Genomic DNA, 18519 nt, shown 5'->3' with positions numbered 1-18519 from the left:
CCGCCGCGGTGAACACAAGCCACGGTGAACACAAGCCGCACTGAACGCAAGCCGACCCGGCACAAGCGACCGGACAGAAACCGGACAAGCAAAACGGCCGCCGGAAATAACCCGGCGGCCGCCTCCTCGTTGTGTCCCTCAGTTCTTCTGGTGGTAGGCCTCCACGACCTCCGACGGGATCCGGCCCCGGTCGGAAACCGCGAAACCGTTCTTGCGCGCCCAGGCGCGAATGGCCTGGTTCTGCTCGCGGTCGACGGTGGCCGGGCGGGCCGAGGCCTTCGCACCCGCGACCGGGCGCAGCGCGGCGCGCTTGCGGCCGCCGGCACGGCGGGCGTGCTCCACGTACTGGGCCAGTGCGTCGCGCAGCTCTTCGGCGTTTTCCGAGGAGAGGTCGATCTGGTAAGTCACACCGTCCAAACCGAACTCGACGGTCTCTTCGGCCTCACTGCCGTCGAGGTCATCGACCAGGGAGACGAGCACCTTCTGTGCCATCTGATTCCTCCTGCGGGGCTTACGCGAATGATCTGGTTACGGGGCGAGCCCCGGGACAGAAGTCTTTGTCACTCACATTAATACCCGCTCATCCCCCGACGTGCAAATCTCGTTTGAGATAAACCCCGCCGGTTCCTACCGTCGGGTGGGGTTATTCAGGCCGTACGAGGGGGAAGAGGATCGTCTCCCGGATACCGAGACCGGTCAGCGCCATGAGCAGCCGGTCGACTCCCATTCCGACACCGCCGCTCGGTGGCATTCCGTACTCCAGGGCGCGAAGGAAATCCTCGTCGAGACGCATGGCCTCGCTATCACCCTGTGCCGCCAGGAGGGACTGTTCGGTGAGGCGCTGCCGCTCCACGACCGGATCCACCAGCTCGGAGTAACCCGTGGCGAGTTCGAAACCGCGCACGTAGAGGTCCCACTTCTCCGCGACCCCGGCCCGGCTGCGATGCTGCCTGGTCAGAGGGGATGTCTCGAGCGGAAAATCACGCACAAATGTGGGCGCGGTGAGATCGTCGCCCACGAGGTGTTCCCACAGTTCTTCGACCAGTTTGCCGTGGGTGAGCTTCGGGTCCACCTCGATCTCGCGCGCCGCGGCGATCTTGTGCAACCGCTCGGCGGGAGTCTCGGGTGACACTTCTTCACCCAATGCCTCCGACAGCGACTCGTACATGCCGAGCGTCGTCCATTCGCCGGAAAGGTCGTACTCCGTTCCGTCGACGAGGGTGACGACCTGGGTGCCCAGCACGTTCTCCGCGGCCTCCTGGATGAGTTCGCGGGTCATCACGGCATTCGTGTCGTACGTGGCGTAGGCCTCGTAGTACTCCAGCATCGCGAACTCGGGCGAGTGCGAGGAGTCGCTGCCCTCGTTGCGGAAGTTGCGGTTGATCTCGAAAACCTTCTCGATCCCGCCGACCACGCAGCGCTTGAGGTAGAGCTCCGGCGCGATGCGCAGGTACAGCTCCAGGTCGAACGCATTCGAATGCGTGACGAATGGCCTGGCCGCGGCGCCGCCGTGCAGCGTCTGCAGCATCGGCGTCTCGACCTCAGTGAATCCGCGGCGGTGGAACGACTCGCGCAGCGAGCGCACCACGCCGGCGCGAGTGCGCACCACATCGCGAGCCCGATCGCGCAGAATCAAGTCGACATAACGCTGCCGGATTCGCGTTTCCTCGGCGAGGTCGGAGTGCGTGTTGGGCAGCGGCCGCAGCGCCTTCGACGTGAGCTGCCACTTGTCGGCCATCACGGAAAGTTCACCGCGCTTGGAAGTGATCACCTCGCCGGCGACGAATACGTGGTCACCGAGATCGACATCGCTCTTCCACGACGCGAGCGACTCCTCACCGACCTTCGCGAGGCTGAGCATCGCCTGCAGTTCCGTGCCGTCGCCCTCACGAAGAGTGGCGAAACACAGTTTGCCCGTATTGCGCAGAAACATCACCCGGCCGGTGACGCCGACCGTCTGACCAGTGGCGGTGTCGGGTGCGAGATCTGTGTGCGCGGCCCGGATCTCGGCGAGCGAGTGAGTGCGGGGAACCTCTACGGGGTAAGGATCGACACCCTCCGCGATTATCCGGTCGCGCTTGTCCCGGCGCACCCGCATCTGTTCGGGCAGGTCGTCTTCGGGCAGCGCGTCGGGCGCGGGGAATTCGGTCATGGCCCATAGCGTACGAACCCGCTGGTCGGCGACGCCAACCGGATTACCCTTCGAGGCACCGGCGCTGCCTTTTCCCGTATTAGTCTCGGTTCTCGTGACCGAAGCCACGTATGACCAGGAACTCCACGCCCGCCGCGCCTCGTCGTTCGGCGGCCACGCCGCCGCCTACGCCGAGCACCGGCCCGACTACCCGCAGGCCGCCGTGGAATGGGGGCTCGCCGGCGCCGCGCACGACGCGCACGACGTGCTCGACCTCGCCGCCGGCACCGGAAAGCTCACGCAGGGGCTGGTCGACCTCGGCCTCACCGTGACCGCGGTCGAGCCCGACGAGGGCATGCTCGCCCAGCTGTCCAAGCTGCTGCCGGACACGACGGCGCTGACGGGCAAGGCCGAGGACATCCCGCTGGCCGACGAGTCCGTCGACGCGGTGTTCATCGGACAGGCGCTGCACTGGTTCGATCTCGAGCCCGCGTTCGCGGAAATCCGCCGCGTGCTACGCCCGTGCGGGGTCGTCGTGGCGCTGTGGAACCACGACGACGCGACGGTGGAGTGGGTGGTCGAGTTCTCGAGGCTCGTGCGCACGGGCGTGAGCCGACTGTTCCGCGACGAGAACGAGGGCCTGACGGCAGCCGGCTTCGAGCCGTTCGAGGACCACGAGTTCCCGCACACGCACCGCCGCACGATCGACTCGCTGCTGGCCACCGTCGGCACGCACTCCAACTTCCTGGTCGCCGAAGCAGCCGAACGCGACGCGGCACTGGCTGCCGCTCGTGAGTACCTCCTGGCGGTGCCGGAAGCGGGTGCGGGCGAGTTCGACTACCCGCTGGTGACGACTGTTTTCCGGGCGCGCAAGAGCTGAGGTTTCCGGCGACGAAGATCACCGGCAGGGCGTGCGAGTCGGTGCTAATTTCGGAACTGATGCCACTCGGCGTCCCGGACGAGAGCGTCGTACCCGGTCAGGACAAGACGGCGCAGTGAATGAACACGTCACTGCGAAAGGTTCTTGATCATGGCTTGGGCAGTTCTGGTTGTCGCGGGCTTTCTGGAAACCGTCTGGGCGGCCGCGCTGTCGGCCACGAAGGGTTTCACGAAGCTGTGGCCGACGGTGGTCTTCCTCGTCGCCCTCATCGCCAGCATGGGTGGTCTCGCGTACGCCCTGCGCAGCATTCCCCTCGGCACCGGTTACGACGTGTGGGTCGGTATCGGTGCCGTGGGGACCGCCTTGTACGGCGTCTTCGCCCTCCACGACCCCGCGACGATCGGCCGCATCGCGTGCCTGGTGCTGATCGTCGTCGGGGTTGTGGGGTTGAAGGTGCTGCACTAAGGAACGGTGATCTCCAGCGCGCTGAGATGCTTCGGATCCCCGATGACGTCGATCGCCGTGATGCGGTCGCCGTCGAAGGTGAACGTGAGGACCACCTCGAGACGGCCGCGTGGGGCCAGCACCAGAGCGGGCAGGCCGTCGACCAGCGCGACCTGCGTGCCGCGAGCCCGGTCGGACGCGAGCAGCGCGCCCTTGCTCACGCTGCGGACGCCGCGCAGCACCACGGGCGCCGGAGCGCCCGAGACGACGGCGTCGGCCTGCAGCACCACATCGGGGTCGAGCAGCTGCAGCAGCGCCTCGAAGTCGCCGCCGCGCGCGGCCGCCAGGTAGGCCTCGACGGCCCGGCGACTGCGCGTGACGTCGGCGGCCGGCTGCTCGCCCCGGACCCGGCGCCGGGCGCGGCTGGCCAGCTGGCGCACGGCGGCGGGCGTGCGGTCGAGCATCACGGCGATGTCCTCGAACGGCACCGCGAACATGTCGTGCAGCACGAACGCGATGCGCTCGGCCGGCCCCAGCGAGTCGAGCACGACCAGCAACGCGAGCCCCACCGAGTCGGCGAGCTGCGCTTCTGCCTCGAGGTCGAAGTCGTCGCCGCGCTCGAAGACCTCGGCGTCGAGCGAGTCCTCACGCCGGCGTTCGCGCGCGCGCAGCTGGTTGAGGCACTGGCGCGAGACGACCGTGGTGAGCCAGGCGGGCAGGCTCTCGATCTCGGCCGAGTCCACGCCGTCGAGCCGCAGCCACGCTTCCTGCACGGCGTCCTCGGCCTCGCTCAGCGAGCCCAGCATCCGGTACGCGACGCCACGCAGCCGCGGGCGGTTCTCCTCGAACTGCTGCGCCAACCAGGCCTTTTCGTCCACGTGTCACATTCCTCCGTCGCGCGGGTTCACCGAAGTAGACACCGACAATCCCGGTCACGTGACCGGAACGGAGGAACCCGATGAGCACGATCCTCGTCACCGGCGGCACCGGCACGCTCGGCACCCTCGTCACCCCGCAGCTGCGGGACGCGAAGCTGCGCGTGCTCAGCCGCCACGCCCGCAAGCCCGCCGACGGCATCGAGTACTTCGCCTGCGACCTGCTCAGCGGCGATGGCCTGGAAGCCGCGGTGGACGGCGTGGACGTGGTGCTGCACCTGGCCGGCGGCCCGAAGGGCGACGACGTGGCCACCGCGAACCTGGTGAAAGCCGCCGAACGCGCAGGGGTGGGCCACTTCGTGCTCATCTCGGTGATCGCCGCCGACCGCGTGCCGCTGGGTTACTTCACGCGCAAGTTCGAGGCGGAGAAGACCTTGATCGCCTCGGGCCTGCCGTGGACGATCCTGCGCGCCGCCCAGTTCCACGGCTTCTGCCTCGACGCCGTGCGCGCCGCCGCGAAACTGCCCGTCGTCCCCGTGCCGGGCGGCATGCGGTTCCAGCCGGTGGACGCCCACGACGTCGCGGCTCGCCTCGCCGAACTGACCCTCGGCGCGCCCGCCGGCCGCGTCCCCGACCTGGCCGGCCCGAAGATCTACACCATGCGCGAACTCGTCGAGGATTACTTACGGACCAACGGAAAACGCCGCCCCAAGCTGCCCGTCCGGCTGCCGGGCAAGGCCGGCCGCGCCTACCGCGCGGGCGACAACCTCAACCTCGACGCCGAAACCGGCACCCGCACCTGGGAGGAATTCCTCGCGCGCGACTAACGCACGTTGCGTTCATAAACCAACCGCAAGCCCAGCAACGTCAAATCGGGCACGTGTTCCTTGATCGTCTCCGATTCGCCGATCACCAACGGCGCGAGGCCGCCGGTCGCGATCACCGCGACCGGCTCGGTTTCCTCGCTGCGCAGCTCGCGCACGATGCGCTTGACGAGGCCGTCGACCTGGCCCGCGAAGCCGTAGAGGATGCCGGACTGCAGACATTCCACGGTGTTCTTGCCGATGACCGAGCGTGGCGGCACGAGCTCCACCTTGCGCAACGCGGCCGCGCGGGCGGCGAGCGCGTCCACGGAGATGTCGATGCCGGGGGCGAACGCGCCGCCGAGGAACTCGCCCTTGGCGGAGATGGCGTCGACGTTCGTGGACGTGCCGAAGTCGACCACCACGCACGCGGTGGCGTGCAGGTGGTGGGCGGCGAGGGTGTTCACGAGCCGGTCGGCGCCCACCTCCTTGGGGTTGTCCACGAGCAGCGGCACACCCGTGCGCACGCCGGGCTCCACCACGATCTTCGGCAGCCGCGAGTAGTAACGCCCGAGCATCACCCGCAGTTCGCGCAGCACGGCGGGCACTGTGGACAGTGCGCTGATGCCGGTGATCGCGTCCGCGTGCGGACCGAGCAAGCCGCGCATGGTGAGCGCGAGCTCGTCGGCGGTCATGCGCGCGTCGGTGCGCATGCGCCAGTCGCCGACGAGCCGCTGCCCCTCGTACAGGCCGAGGACGATGTTGGTGTTGCCGACGTCGACGGTGAGCAGCAACGCGGACTTCCTTTACTGCGGCCCCGGTTTCGCCGCCGACTCAGTGGATCACAGTTATGACTTAGCTTTCCGCGTGCAGCAACGCGTCGAGGCGGCGCGCGTCCGCGGTTTCGGCCACGGGGAAGGCGATCGTGTCCTCCTCGGGCAGCGTGACGGTGCCGCTCAGAAGCCCCGACCCTTCCGGCGCGTGGGCCGGGTCGGTGCCGCGTTCGACGATCTGGTTGTCCTCGTCGACGAAGATCACCCGCGGCTTGTAGTTCAGCGCCTCCACGCTGTCCATCTGGCCGTAGGAGATGAGGATGACGAGGTCTCCGGGGTGCACCAGGTGCGCCGCGGCGCCGTTGATGCCGAGCACGCCGCTGCCGCGCTCGCCCTTGATCACGTAGGTCTCGAGCCGGGCCCCGTTCGTGACGTCCACAATGGACACCTGTTCGCCCGGCAGGAGGTCGGCGGCCTCCATCAGGTCCTCGTCGACGGTTACCGACCCCACGTAGTGCAGATCCGCCTGCGTCACGGTGGCCCGGTGGATCTTCGACTTCAGCATCGTGCGGTACATCGTGGACTCTCCCTATTCCCCTGCGTCCAGATCCACACTCGGATGGTCCACAGCCCGTCCGAGCAGCACTCCCACGTTGTCGATCAGCCGGGTGCTCCCCACCCGGGCGGCGATCAACAACCGTGCCTCACCGTCGACGGGCGCCGGCCCGAGATCGGTTCCCCTCAGCTCCAGGTAGTCCACCTCCACCTGCGGACGCTCGGCGAGCGTCCGGCGAGCCATCGCCAGCACCGCTTCGGTCCCGTCGCGGCCGACGTGCGCCCCCGCGGTCAATGCCGCGGAGAGCACCACGGCGTCCTCCCGCTGCTCCGGCGTGAGGTACACGTTGCGGGAAGACAATGCGAGCCCGTCGCGCTCGCGGACCGTCGGCACCCCGATCACGCGGGTGTCGATGTTCAGGTCGGCCACCATTTTCTTGATCAGCACCAGCTGCTGGTAGTCCTTCTCCCCGAAGAACGCGTAGTCCGGGCGCAGCAGGTTGAACAGCTTCGCGACGACGGTGAGCACCCCGGTGAAGTGCCCGGGCCGCACGGCGCCTTCCAGCTCGTCGCCGAGCGGGCCGGGGTGCACGGTGACCATCGCGTTCTCGGTGTACAGGTCGCTCGCCTTCGGCGTGAAGGCCAGCTCGACGCCGGCTTCGGCCAGCGTCGCGAGGTCCTCCTCCATGCGCCGCGGGTACGCCTCGAAATCCTCGCCCGCGCCGAACTGCAGCGGGTTCACGAAGATCGACGCGGCCACGATCGTGTTCGGCAGGCGCTTCGCGCGGCGCATCAGCTCGCGGTGGCCGGCGTGCAACGCGCCCATCGTGGGCACGAGCGCCACCTTGTGGCCGACGCTGCGCAGCGCGCGGCTCACCTGACTGATGTGTTCGGGCGGCTGGTACGCGTTGAGCGTGGCGCGCTGGAACTTCGGTGTGGTCACGGGGTCTGCCCTTCGGCGGGGTCGTCGAGGAGGTCGGTCAGCTCGGCGGCGGTCGCCGCGTCGAGCAGGCCGGCGGCGCGGGACCGCTCGGCCGTGCGCCGGGCCAGTGCCCGGTAGGCCGGGGCGATCGCCGGCTCCGAGTCCGCGAGCACGGTGAGGTGCTTGCGGACGGTGCCGAGATCACCACGCGCCACCGGGCCGGTGAGGGCGCGGTCGCCGTGGCGCAGCACATTATCCAATGCGGCCGACAGCAGTGGCGCGACGAGTCGTTCCGAATGCCCGATTCCGGCTTCGCGCAGCAGCTCCGTGCAGTCCGCGACGAGCGTCATCAGGTGGTTGGCGCCGTGCGAGAGCGCCGCGTGGTAGAGCGCGCGGGCGGCCTCGGGGATGCGCACGGGCTCGGTGCCCATCTCCACGGCCAGCGCTTCGCCGACGTTCCACGCCACCTCGTCGTCGGGCGCCGCCGTGACGCCGATGCTGGCGGTGCTGAGGCGTTCGAGGTCCTCGGCGCGGCCGGTGAACGTGAGCACGGGGTGCAGCGCGAGCGCCAGCGCGCCGGCCTGCGCGGCGGGCTTCAGGACGTCGACTCCGTGGGCACCGGAGGTGTGGACGACGATCTGGCCCGGCCGCAGCGACTCCGTCGCCACGAGCCCGCGGACCATGCCTTCGAGGGCGTCGTCGGGCAGTGCGAGCAGCACCAGGTCGGCACGGCGGACGACCTCGTCGGGCGGCAGCAGGGGGACGTCGGGTAGCAGGCGTTCGGCCCGCGCCAGCGACTCGGCCGACAGGCCGGATGCGGCGACCACCGTGTGCCCGGCCCTGGCCAGTGCGGCGCCGAGGACGCTGCCCACCCGGCCGGCCGAGACCACGCCCACCGCGAGGCGGGCCGGTCGGTTCATGGCGTGCGCCTGTGGACGCTCATGGCTCGAAACTCCTTGGCTCGTTCCAGTCCCGCTCTTCCGGCGCGGGTACCAGACGACGGCGCGAGAGTAGCCCCGTCGCGTCCGGATGGCGGAGCTCTGGTGACGAGCTTCACCCGGTCGTTCAATCGCGGAGGTAATTTAATCGCGCCTCGGGGATCTGTGTGGCGGAGGGCCGCCGCACCCCCGCTGAGCACGGGTTTCTCGACTCGATCGAGCTACCCCGCGAGGGGGATGACGATCATCGCGGCTCGCCCGCGGTGGCGAGACGCACGGCGTCGGCCCGAGCGGTTTTGAGGGTGCGCAGCAGCTCGTCCTGACGCTGCTGGTCCTCTTCGCTGCGGATGCTGTTGCGCCCCAGGAACGCGAGCTCCGACACGCTCGCCTGGTACAGCCCGACCGCCCGCGCCGCCGCTCTGCCGGACTCGCGTCTGGCCTGTCTGCGCCACGCACGGCGCCCCGAAAGACTCGCCAGCAGGCTGACCTCCGACTTCGCGATCCACCGGTCGGCCACCATCTTCGGCAACGCGGCGGCCACGATGCGTTGTTCGCGCCGCCGTTGCAGCACGATCACGTAGACCACACCGATGAACAGCGGCACCATGATCAGGAAGTACACGGTGAGGAACGCCTTCGAGCCACCGAGCGTGGCGGCGCTGTTCCACAGCGCGTGGAGGCAGACGCCCGCGAGGTACCCGGCCAGCGGCGCGACCACCCGCAACCACCGCTGCCGCGTGCGTGCCGCCACCCCGAAACCGATGCCCGCCATCACGGCGAACAACGGGTGTGTGAACGGCGACAGCACCCCGCGCAGGAAGAACGCGGCGAGCACGCCCGCGTTGGCGCCGTTGCCGAAGCCGTACTCGGCGAACGCGCGGCCGAAGTAGTAGATGTTCTCGGTGAACGCGAAGCCGGCCGCCGAGAAGCCCGCGTAGACGATCCCGTCGACCACCCCGTCGAACTCCGCGCTGCGGCGCCAGAAGATGAGCAGCACGAAGGCGTCCTTCGCAGCTTCTTCCACCAGCGGAGCGGAGACGAGCGCGCTCACCTTGGAGCCGTTGCCACTGCCGAGCAGGATGTCGCCCACGGCCTCGGCGCCACTGTTGATGACCAGCGCGGTGATCGTCGCGATGCACGCGCCCCACGCGAAAGCCAGCAACAGCAACTTCGCGGGCTCCGGCTCCCACCGGTCCACCCACAGGAACCCCGCGACCACCACCGCGACCGGCACGAGCGCCGCCAGCACCCCGATCGCCACCGCCCCCACGCCGACGCGCGCCGTGGCCAGCCCGAACAGGAACAGGCCACACAACGCCACGACGATCAACCCGACCACGGGCAACAACACCGTGACCCGACGCGGAAGACGAGCACCTGGTCTCGCCGCTGAGCCCTTCGTGGTGGGGAGGGTTCCGTTCACGAGCGGTCACCATACGGGGGTGAGGTGTGTGGTGCTGGCTGTGGCTCTTCGAGGCCGCGGTTTTTCCGGGATAGGCAACGGCTGCGCGGGAGTCGCCGCTCATCTCGCGGCGGCCGGTTGATTCGACAGGCGGGGTCACGAGCACCGATCCGGCTCGGCCCCCACTCGTGTTCACCGGCGCCGGCCACGGCTGCGGCGAGCGGCTCCTCGGGTTCGAAGCCAGTGCGCGGCCGAGGTTTGGCCTCTCCCGCCGCGACGAATCCGGCTCGAACCGACGACCGCGCTCTCCGGCTCCGGCCACAGCAGCCGCGCTTCCCGGCGCAGCGGCGCCGCGCGACCGAGATTTCGGTGCTGCTTCTCTCGTCACCGAAGACTGCGCGGCCCACGTCGCCACCACCGCCCAAGTCGATCGGGCGAGCGAGCCGGCGCTTCGCGCGGCGGCGTGAGGCTTGCGGAAGGCTGATACACAGCGAAAAGCCCCGGCCCAATCATCATGGGCCGGGGCTTTCCGGGAGGTTCAGTCTTCTGCGCGACGACGTCGCCGCGGCGCTGATTCCGCAGCGCCATTGGCGGCCAGGAGTTCCGTGACCGACCGGCCCGCCGTGTGAGAGCCGCTCGCCGGCGCGGCGTCGGCGGAGCGGCGGCCGCGGGAGGGGGTTTCCTCCGGGGCCTCCACCGGGGGCACGTTGCGGCGGCTCTGCGAAGCCCGCTCGGTGACCACGCCTTCCCAAGCGGGGGGCTCGCCGTCCGGGCGACGGCGGCGGCCGCTTCCGGGCGTTTCGGCCGGCTCGTCGTCGGAGCGGCGGCGGCGACCGCCGGAGCTCTTGGCGGCGGTGCTGCGGACCGACTCCGGCAAGGTCGGGTTGACCGGCTCCTCGGGTTCGTCGCCCGAGTTCGAGTGAGCCCCGTGCCGCGTCGAGGGGGCGGAGTCGGCCAGGGGCGACAGGTCCGCGCGCGAGAACTGCTCCAGGCGCGAAGGCTTGCGCTGGCCCGGTTCCGCGTGCGAGGGCTCCGGAGTTTCCGCCACGGGCGGGAGGTCGGTGCGTGAAGCGGTGGCCTCGCGGGGCTTCGGCGGGGTGTCGCCGGAGGAGTGGCGGCGCTCACCGAAGTCGGCGGACGCGTCCCACGCCGGCTTCCACGCACCCGTGGACTCGCCGGTCGGCTGGTCTTGGCGGCTCACGCGGGGCAGGTCGGGCCGGGACACCTCGGCGTGCGAGACCGGGGGTTCGACCCGTCGCAGGTCCGGTCGCGACGCCTCGGCGCGCGACACCGGTGGCTCGACGCGACGCAGGTCCGGCCGCGACACCTCAGCGCGCGACACCGGTGGCTCCACCTGACGCATGCCCGGACGCGAAACCTCGGCCCGCGGCACCTGGCGCGTTTCCTCAAGCGACTCGGGCTTCGCGACCGGCGCGACGGTGCGCGTCGGCTGCGACTCGGCCGCGGAGGCCTGGCGACGCGCGGCTTCGGCGCGCAGTTCGGCGGCCTTCACGGCGCGCGCGGCGGCCGACTCGGGCTCGGGTTGGGACGACGGCTGCGGAGCCGGCTTCGGCCGGTTCTGTTTCGGCCGCGCGAGCTGCTGCGTGCGCTGGGTGTTCAGCGCAGCGGGCGGTTTGCCGTTCGGCCCCTGGCCCTGACCCGGACCATGCTGACCTGGCTGGCCCGAACCGTTGGCGGGCTTGCGCCGCCGGTCGGTGCCGGGGGTGTCGAGCACGCGGTCCATCAGCTCGGTGGGCCGGTCGTTGCCGACCTCGACCACCGGATTCTTCGGCGCCATGAGCTGCGCGGGCTTCTTGCCGTTGCCGTTCTTCGACTCCGAGCCGGCCGACACGAGCCGCTGGTCGTCGTTGAGCGAGCGCATGCGCGTGGCCTGCGCGGTGAGCGCGACGCGTTCCAGCAGCACCTCGCCACCGAACAGCGACTGCAGGCTCTCGCGCAGCGCCGACACCTCGGCGCGCAACGCGTCGAGCTCTTCGCGCGACTGGGCCTCCGCGGTCTCCCTCGTCTCGGCTTCGATCTCCAGCTCGTACTCACGCCGAGCCGCGATCTCGCGTTCCAGTTCCAGTTCGTATACCGCCTGCGCCTCGGCGACCGCGTCCTCGCTGTGCGCCGCGTGCTTGCGATACCTCACGGCGAGGAAGGCGCCGATCAAGGCGGCCCACAGGGCTGCGACGATTCCCAACCGGAGGAACCGGAGGTCGTCGCTGAGCACCAGTGCGAGAGTGGCTCCGATGGCGAGGACGAATCCGACGACGAGCCACGGCCTGCCCAGAAGGCGGCCGCGCGAGTCGTCACCCACGCCGGTCATGACAGACACCGTACCTTCTAGTGATCCGAACGAGACCTAGTCGGTACTTCGAGCGGCAGGATCTGGTCGTTAACCGGTCGTCGGACGGTTGTCCTGGCGCTCGTCGCCGGGAGGGGTCCGGCAGGAGTGCTCGAGCCACAAAGCCGCAGCTACGAGCATCGCGGAGCACACCACACCGACCACCGCGGCACGGGTGTCGAAGACGCTGGCGACGAGTTCGTCACGTCGGGGAAAAACATACGCGAACGCCGCCAGCCAACCCCCTGTCATGAAGGATCCGGCCAACGAAGACGCCTTCGCGAGCGCTACTGAGCGTGCGATGCCGATCGAGGCCGTCACCCGTCCGGCCTTGATTCTCGACCTGATCGTGTAAGCCATGATCGCCTCGATCACGGCGAGTACTGCGAACGTCACTCCTGCCAGCGTCGGGAGTCGGGGCAGGTCACCGTAGGCGAGCTGGAAGACGACGTAGACCAGGACCAGGCCGAGGACCGCGGCCACCACCAGCTCACGGGGCCGGGTGAAGTGCATGGGGTCTACCGTACCGAGAAGCCTTGACCCTCCAGTTGACTGGAGACTCCACCATGCGTCGTGTGGGTGCCACCGCGGTCTTCACGATCGGCGAGCTGTCCCGGCGGACGGGACTGCCGGTCAAGACCATCCGCTTCTACTCCGACGAGGGCCTGCTCCCGCCCACGGAGCGCACCGACGCCGGCTACCGGCTGTACGACGGGCACGCGCTCGCCCGGCTGGAGCTGGTGCGGACGCTGCGTGAGCTGGGGCTCGGCCTCGCCGACGTCGCTCGCGCCCTCGAGCGCGAGTCGTCGGTGCGCGACCTGGCCGTGCGCCACGTCGAGGCCCTCGACGAGCAGATCCGCAGGCTCCGGCTGCGCCGGGCCGTGCTGCGGGCGGTGGCGAAACGCGATTCCGAACTGGAGGAAGTGAAGCTGATGAACCGCCTCGCACAGATGTCCGATGAAGAGCGCAAGCGTCTCGTCGACGAGTTCTGGGCCGAGATGACCGAGGACCTCGCCGTGGACCCCGAGTTCTACGAGCGCATGGGCTCGGCCAAGCCCGAGCTGCCGGACGACCCGTCGCCCGAGCAGCTGGAGGCCTGGCTGGAGTTCGCCGAGCTCGTGCAGGACCCGGAGTTCCGCCGCCTGATCCGCGGCATGAGCGAGCGCCACGCGGCCGACCGCGACGCCGGCGCGTCGGCTGAGGTCACGCAAGCCCAGCGGGACAACTGGTTCGCCTGGTCCGCCGACGCCCGCGCCGCCCTCGACGCGGGTCTGGGCGCGGACTCACCGGAGGGCCGCGCCTTGGCCACAACCATCGCCGTCGCGTCGGCCGGCCCGCACGACGACCCGGCAGACCCCGCTTTCCGCCGCGCCCTGGCCGACAAGTTCGCCTCCGGCGGCGATCCCCGGGCCGAGCGCTACTGGCAGCTGCTGGCGATCATCAACGGCTGGCCGCCGATCCCGAGCGCCCAGCCCGAGGTCGGCTTCATGCTGGCGGCGCTCCGGACCTGAGTGCGTGCCTGAGTGAGTGCGTTACCGCCGAATCGGTGAACGGCGGGTGAACGGCGCCGAGTCACCGAAACCGCAGGTCCGGCCGGAGGACGACACCCGCTTTGTCCTCCTCCGGCCGAGCCCGCAGGAGATCCGCGACGGGACCGTGGCCCGGCAACACCGCATCCGGCTCGATTTCCAGCCACGGGATCAGCACGCTCGCGCGGTCCGGCGTACCCGGGTGCGGGAGGAGCAGGCGCGGGTCGTCGGACGTCACGGCGTCGACGGTCACCACGTCGACGTCGAGGGTCCGCGGGCCCCAGCGCACCTCGCGGACGCGGCCGGCCGCCTGTTCCGCGGCCTGGGCCGTCGCGAGCCAGGCCCAGTGGTCGCGCGCGGGGTCGTCGACGACGCACACGGCGTTGAGGAAGTCCGGCTGGTCCTCGACGCCCCACGGCTTCGTCTCGTACACGCTCGACACGGCCACCAGCGCCGGCCCGACCGTGTCCAGCGCGATGCGCAAGTACGCCAGCCGGTCGCCGAGGTTCGAGCCGAGCGAGAGGACGGCGCGGCTCACCGCTCGCGCCGGACGGTGACCGCGACGTCGTCGAACGTCAGCGGGATCGGCGCCGCCGGCTTGTGCACCGTGACCTCGACGGCGCTCAGCCGCGAGTCGCGCATGACCTCGTCGGCGATCTTGCCCGCGACGCTCTCGATGAGGTAGTAGGGCTCGCCCGCCACGATCCCGGCGGCCAGCTCGGCGAGCTCGCCGTAGTGCAGCGTTTTGGTCAGGTCGTCGGACGCGGCGGCCGGTCCGAGGTCCAGCCACGCGGTGACGTCGACGACGAACTCCTGCCCGTCGCGCTTCTCGTGCTCGAACACGCCGTGGCGGCCGAACACCCGCAGCCCCGTCAACGTGATGCGATCAGCCATCGGCCCGCCCCTTCCGCCACGCGGCCGCGACGGCGACCGCGTCGAGCGACGCGCCCACCTCGTGCACGCGCACTCCCCACGCCCCGGCCGCTGCGGCCAGGGCGGAAATCGCGGCGGTGCCGTTCTCGCGCCCGTCCGGCGGCCGCGGCTCACCGTCCTTTTCGGCCAGCAGCCGCCCGAGGAACCGTTTGCGCGAAGCTCCGACGAGCACCGGGAAACCCAGTGACAGCACTGAATCCAGGCCGTGCAGCAGCGCCCAGTCGTGCTCGGCGTGCTTCGCGAACCCGAGCCCGGGGTCGAGCACGATCGCGCTTTCGTCCACACCGGCGGCGAGTGCATCGTCCACTCTGGACTGGAGCTCGCTGCGCACCTCGGCCACGACGTCGGTGTATGTCGCGAGCTTGGTCATGTCCTTGCTGTGCCCCCGCCAGTGCATCAGCACCCACGGCACGCGGCTTTGCGCGGCGACGCGCCCCATGTTCGCGTCGGCGAGCCCGCCGGACACGTCGTTGATCACCCGCGCCCCCGCCTCGACGGCTGCCTCCGCGACGGAAGCACGCGTCGTGTCCACGGACAGCGCGACACCTTCGGACGCCAACTGCCGGATCACCGGCAGCACCCGCGCGGCCTCGGTCTCCGCGTCCACGCGCAACGCCCCCGGCCGCGTCGACTCGCCACCGACGTCGATCAGGTCCGCGCCCCGCGCCCACATGTCGCGCGCGTGCTCCAGCGCCTGGTCGAGGTCGAGGTAGCGGCCACCGTCGGAGAACGAATCGGGTGTCACGTTCAGCACGCCCATCACGGCGCACCGCCCGGGCCGGGGCAGGCCCGAGATCACGGGCGCCGCCCCTTGATCAGCTCGATCGCCTCCGCGCGCGACGTCGGCGACGTCCGCATCAGCCCCCGCACCGCCGACGTCACCGTCAGCGAACCCGGCTTGCGGATGCCGCGCATCGACATGCAGAGGTGCTCGGCCTCCATCACCACGATGACGCCGCGCGGCTCCAGCTTGCGGTCCAGCGCGTCGGCGACCTGCGACGTCAGCCGTTCCTGGACCTGTGGCCGCTTCGCGTAGAGGTCGACGAGCCGGGCGAGCTTGGACAGCCCAGTGACCTTGCCGTTGGCGTTCGGGATGTACCCGACGTGGGCGACGCCGTGGAACGGCAGCAGGTGGTGTTCACAGTTCGAATACATCGGGATGTCCGTGACGAGCACGAGCTCCTCGTGCGACTCGTCGAATGTCTTCGCGAGCACCTCGTCCGGGTCGGTGTACAGCCCGCCGAACATCTCGCGGTACGCGCGGGCCACGCGGGCCGGCGTGTCACGAAGGCCGTCGCGGTCGGGGTTCTCACCGCAGGCCAGCAGGAGCTCCCGAATAGCGCGCTCCGCCCGGTCCTGGTCGAAGACCGGGACCGGGCGGAGGCCGTCGTTGCTAGTGCTTGTCTGGTCCGTCCACGTCACGCCGCTGCTGCCCCTCGTCCGGCTGCTGGCCGTTCGCGCCGTCGGCGAACCAGCCCTGCTCACGCGGACGGTCTTCGGCTGGGCGCCAAGGCTGGCTGCCCGGCGACGTCGCCGGGGTCCAGCCCGGAGGCGCCCCGTAGTTGGGCGGACCGCTCTGCGTACCGCTCGGGCCACCCGGGTAGTAGCCGCCTGCCGGACCGCCCGGCTGCTGACCACCATACGACTGGGGCCAGCGACCGGTGCCGTTCGGCCCACCGTTCGGACGGCCACCGTTGGGCGGCGGGGCGTACGGGTTGGCGTTCGGGTCGGGCGGCGTCGGCGGTGCGTACGGCGGCCCACCGGGGAGGTCACCCGCGCCCGCGGCGGTGCCGACGGGCGTCGGCTCCGGCTGCAGGACTGGCTTCGCCTTCTCCGGCGGGGGCCACGGCTCGCCGCGCTCCATCGCCAGCTCGCCCGGGGTCTTGATGGGCGGCTTGTCCGACGGGGTGCGCTCACCGAACTCGTTGAAGACGGTGATGTGCGGGCGCTTCTCGACGGTCGCGAAGATCCGCTCGAGGTCCTTGCGCTGCAGCGTCTCCTTCTCGAGCAGCTCCAGCACCAGGTTGTCGAGCACGTCGCGGTAGGTGTTGAGCACGTGCCACGCCTCGGTGTGCGCCGTCTCGATGAGCTTGCGCACCTCCTCATCGATCTCGTGCGCCACCTCGAGCGAGTAGTCGGCCTGCCGGCCCGCGGAGCGGCCCAGGAACGGGTCGCCCTGCTCCTGGCCGTACTTCACGGCGCCGAGCCGCGCGCTCATGCCGTACTCGGTGACCATGGAGCGGGCGATCTTCGTGGCCTGCTCGATGTCGGAGGAGGCACCGGTGGTGGGCTCGTGGAACACGAGCTCCTCCGCCGTGCGGCCACCCATCGCGAACACCAGGCGGCCGATCATCTCCGACCGGGTCATGAGCTGCTTGTCGTCCTCCGGCACGAGCAGGGCGTGGCCGCCGGTGCGTCCGCGCGGGAGAATCGTGAGCTTGTACACGGGCTCGATGTCCGGCATCGCCCACGCGGCGAGCGCGTGCCCACCCTCGTGGTAGGCCGTGATCTTCTTCTCCTTCTCGGAGATGATCCGGCTTTTGCGCGCCGGCCCGCCGACCACACGGTCGACCGACTCTTCGAGCTCGACTTCGCCGATCACGTGCCCGTTCTTGCGGGCGGTGAGCAACGCGGCTTCGTTCAGCACGTTGGCCAGGTCCGCACCCGACATGCCGACGGTGCGCTTGGCGAGGCCGGTCAGATCCACGCCCTGCGCGATCGGCTTGCCCTTGGAGTGCACATCGAGGATCGCCTTGCGGCCGCGCAGGTCCGGCGCCGACACGGGGATCTGGCGGTCGAACCGGCCCGGGCGCAGCAGCGCCGGGTCGAGGATGTCGGGCCGGTTGGTGGCCGCGATCAGGATGATGCCGCCGCGGGCGTCGAAGCCGTCCATCTCGACGAGCAGCTGGTTCAGCGTCTGCTCGCGCTCGTCGTGCCCGCCGCCGAGGCCGGCACCGCGCTGGCGGCCGACCGCGTCGATCTCGTCGACGAAGATGATGCACGGCGCGTTCTGCTTGGCCTGCTCGAACAGGTCGCGGACGCGCGAGGCGCCCACACCGACGAACATCTCGACGAAGTCGGAGCCGGAGATCGTGTAGAACGGCACGCCCGCTTCACCGGCGACGGCTCGCGCGAGCAGCGTCTTACCGGTACCGGGCGGCCCGTAGAGCAGCACGCCCTTGGGGATCTTCGCTCCGAGTGCCTGGTAGCGCGCCGGGTTCTGCAGGAAGTCCTTGATCTCGTACAGCTCTTCGACGGCTTCGTCCGCGCCCGCCACGTCACCGAACGTGGTCTTCGGCATGTCCTTGTTCAGCTGCTTGGCCTTGGACTTGCCGAAGTTGAGGACGCGGTTGCCGCCGCCCTGCGCGTTGTTCATCATCCACATCAGCAGGCCTAGCACGAGGGCCAGCGGGATGGCGAAGATGAGGATCTGCGTCAGGATGCTCTGCTGCGTCACCTTGGTGTCGAACTTGACCGGCTGCTTGTTGAGGGTCGCGGAGTTCAGTTCGTTGTAGATGTTCACGGCCGCGTTCGCCGGGTACTGCGCGACGATCTGGTCGGTCTGGGTGCCGTTGACGTCGATCTTCTGGGTCAAGGACAGTTTGACCTGCTGTTCCTTGTCCTCGATGCTGGCTTCCTTGACGTGGCCCGCTTTGATCTGCTGGTTCGCCACGGAGATCGGAGCCTGGGTGTAGCCACGATCGCTGTCGAAGATCGTGTTGTAGGCGAACAACGCCAGCAACCCTGCGACGATCCACAGCAGTGGGTTCCTGAGCACGCTCTTCCGGTTCATACGACTCGGCCCTTGCGGCCTCGACCCTCCCTGGTTGGGCGGCTCCTGTGATACCCGCCATCACGATCTTGACAACCCGTGGTGCCCGGGCCAGTCCCACCAGGGTACCGCCCGTCCGGACGATCGACCCTTGTGAGCCTCACGCAGGTCAACGGGCAATACAGCACGAGGGTTCCCGGATGGTGCCGGTTCGC

The 18519-nt window shown here is 69.9% G+C and carries 19 protein-coding genes and 1 riboswitch; of the genes, 4 read left to right on the top strand and 15 right to left on the bottom strand.

Going from position 1 to position 18519, the window contains the following annotated elements; genetic code table 11:
• Positions 1 to 138: 138 nt before the first annotated feature.
• Both AB0M56_RS03540 and lysS read right to left on the bottom strand, forming a co-directional pair.
• A complete protein-coding gene (locus tag AB0M56_RS03540) occupies positions 139 to 492 on the bottom strand; it encodes an Lsr2 family protein (protein ID WP_285971935.1) in 354 nt (117 codons plus the stop codon).
• 151 nt (positions 493 to 643) lie between these two features.
• Positions 644 to 2152 carry a lysine--tRNA ligase gene (gene lysS, locus AB0M56_RS03535; RefSeq protein ID WP_364170751.1) on the bottom strand — a complete coding sequence of 503 codons (1509 nt, stop codon included), beginning with the start codon at positions 2150 to 2152 and terminating at the stop codon, positions 644 to 646.
• Between the two features lie 94 nt (positions 2153 to 2246).
• Between lysS and AB0M56_RS03530 the strand changes: the two genes are divergently transcribed.
• Positions 2247 to 3011 carry a class I SAM-dependent methyltransferase gene (locus AB0M56_RS03530; protein WP_364170626.1) on the top strand — a complete coding sequence of 255 codons (765 nt, stop codon included), beginning with the start codon at positions 2247 to 2249 and terminating at the stop codon, positions 3009 to 3011.
• A gap of 55 nt (positions 3012 to 3066) precedes the next feature.
• Positions 3067 to 3128: riboswitch (guanidine-III (ykkC-III) riboswitch) on the top strand.
• 33 nt (positions 3129 to 3161) lie between these two features.
• A complete protein-coding gene (locus tag AB0M56_RS03525; RefSeq protein WP_364170624.1) occupies positions 3162 to 3476 on the top strand; it encodes an SMR family transporter in 315 nt (104 codons plus the stop codon).
• On the opposite strand, the gene AB0M56_RS03520 is transcribed toward AB0M56_RS03525, so the two are convergent.
• Complete coding sequence (locus AB0M56_RS03520; RefSeq protein WP_364170622.1) at positions 3473 to 4333, bottom strand: sigma-70 family RNA polymerase sigma factor; 861 nt, start codon at positions 4331 to 4333, stop codon at positions 3473 to 3475. The genes AB0M56_RS03525 and AB0M56_RS03520 overlap by 4 nt on opposite strands.
• A gap of 80 nt (positions 4334 to 4413) precedes the next feature.
• Between AB0M56_RS03520 and AB0M56_RS03515 the strand changes: the two genes are divergently transcribed.
• Positions 4414 to 5157 (top strand): NAD(P)H-binding protein, encoded by a 744-nt coding sequence (locus AB0M56_RS03515; RefSeq protein ID WP_364170620.1) that lies wholly within the window; start codon positions 4414 to 4416, stop codon positions 5155 to 5157.
• On the opposite strand, the gene AB0M56_RS03510 is transcribed toward AB0M56_RS03515, so the two are convergent.
• From AB0M56_RS03510 to AB0M56_RS03480, 7 genes are all read right to left on the bottom strand, one after another.
• Complete coding sequence (locus AB0M56_RS03510) at positions 5154 to 5927, bottom strand: type III pantothenate kinase (protein WP_360603552.1); 774 nt, start codon at positions 5925 to 5927, stop codon at positions 5154 to 5156. The genes AB0M56_RS03515 and AB0M56_RS03510 overlap by 4 nt on opposite strands.
• A 61-nt stretch (positions 5928 to 5988) precedes the next feature.
• On the bottom strand, positions 5989 to 6483 hold the full coding sequence (panD, locus tag AB0M56_RS03505; protein WP_364170617.1) for an aspartate 1-decarboxylase: 495 nt from the start codon (positions 6481 to 6483) through the stop codon (positions 5989 to 5991).
• A 12-nt stretch (positions 6484 to 6495) separates the two neighbouring features.
• Entirely contained in the window at positions 6496 to 7404 is a 909-nt protein-coding gene (panC, locus tag AB0M56_RS03500) for a pantoate--beta-alanine ligase (protein ID WP_364170614.1), read from the bottom strand.
• Positions 7401 to 8303, bottom strand: a complete 903-nt coding sequence (locus AB0M56_RS03495; protein ID WP_364170611.1) for a DUF2520 domain-containing protein — start codon at positions 8301 to 8303, stop codon at positions 7401 to 7403. Before AB0M56_RS03495 ends, panC begins: the two co-directional genes overlap by 4 nt.
• A 262-nt stretch (positions 8304 to 8565) precedes the next feature.
• Positions 8566 to 9672 (bottom strand): PrsW family intramembrane metalloprotease, encoded by a 1107-nt coding sequence (locus AB0M56_RS03490; RefSeq protein WP_364170749.1) that lies wholly within the window; start codon positions 9670 to 9672, stop codon positions 8566 to 8568.
• 589 nt (positions 9673 to 10261) lie between these two features.
• Complete coding sequence (locus AB0M56_RS03485) at positions 10262 to 12052, bottom strand: DUF6779 domain-containing protein (RefSeq protein WP_364170609.1); 1791 nt, start codon at positions 12050 to 12052, stop codon at positions 10262 to 10264.
• A 69-nt stretch (positions 12053 to 12121) separates the two neighbouring features.
• Entirely contained in the window at positions 12122 to 12583 is a 462-nt protein-coding gene (locus AB0M56_RS03480; RefSeq protein ID WP_364170606.1) for a DUF3180 domain-containing protein, read from the bottom strand.
• Between the two features lie 62 nt (positions 12584 to 12645).
• Between AB0M56_RS03480 and AB0M56_RS03475 the strand changes: the two genes are divergently transcribed.
• Positions 12646 to 13581, top strand: a complete 936-nt coding sequence (locus tag AB0M56_RS03475) for a MerR family transcriptional regulator (RefSeq protein WP_364170603.1) — start codon at positions 12646 to 12648, stop codon at positions 13579 to 13581.
• Positions 13582 to 13642: 61 nt separating this feature from the next.
• On the opposite strand, the gene folK is transcribed toward AB0M56_RS03475, so the two are convergent.
• The 5 genes from folK to ftsH are packed head-to-tail and all read right to left on the bottom strand — an operon-like array spanning position 13643 to position 18325.
• Positions 13643 to 14137, bottom strand: a complete 495-nt coding sequence (gene folK, locus AB0M56_RS03470) for a 2-amino-4-hydroxy-6-hydroxymethyldihydropteridine diphosphokinase (RefSeq protein WP_364170600.1) — start codon at positions 14135 to 14137, stop codon at positions 13643 to 13645.
• Positions 14134 to 14493 (bottom strand): dihydroneopterin aldolase, encoded by a 360-nt coding sequence (gene folB / locus AB0M56_RS03465; RefSeq protein ID WP_364170597.1) that lies wholly within the window; start codon positions 14491 to 14493, stop codon positions 14134 to 14136. Before folB ends, folK begins: the two co-directional genes overlap by 4 nt.
• Entirely contained in the window at positions 14486 to 15292 is an 807-nt protein-coding gene (folP, locus tag AB0M56_RS03460) for a dihydropteroate synthase (protein ID WP_364170594.1), read from the bottom strand. Before folP ends, folB begins: the two co-directional genes overlap by 8 nt.
• A gap of 35 nt (positions 15293 to 15327) precedes the next feature.
• Positions 15328 to 15954 carry a GTP cyclohydrolase I FolE gene (gene folE, locus AB0M56_RS03455; protein ID WP_364170591.1) on the bottom strand — a complete coding sequence of 209 codons (627 nt, stop codon included), beginning with the start codon at positions 15952 to 15954 and terminating at the stop codon, positions 15328 to 15330.
• A complete protein-coding gene (gene ftsH, locus AB0M56_RS03450; protein WP_364170588.1) occupies positions 15926 to 18325 on the bottom strand; it encodes an ATP-dependent zinc metalloprotease FtsH in 2400 nt (799 codons plus the stop codon). The genes folE and ftsH overlap by 29 nt, the downstream gene beginning before the upstream one ends.
• Between the last annotated feature and the right edge of the window lie 194 nt (positions 18326 to 18519).

This window comes from Amycolatopsis sp. NPDC051372, from assembly GCF_040682095.1.
In the GTDB taxonomy this organism is placed as follows: Bacteria; Actinomycetota; Actinomycetes; order Mycobacteriales; family Pseudonocardiaceae; genus Amycolatopsis.
This window is presented reverse-complemented; position numbering and strand designations above follow the sequence as displayed.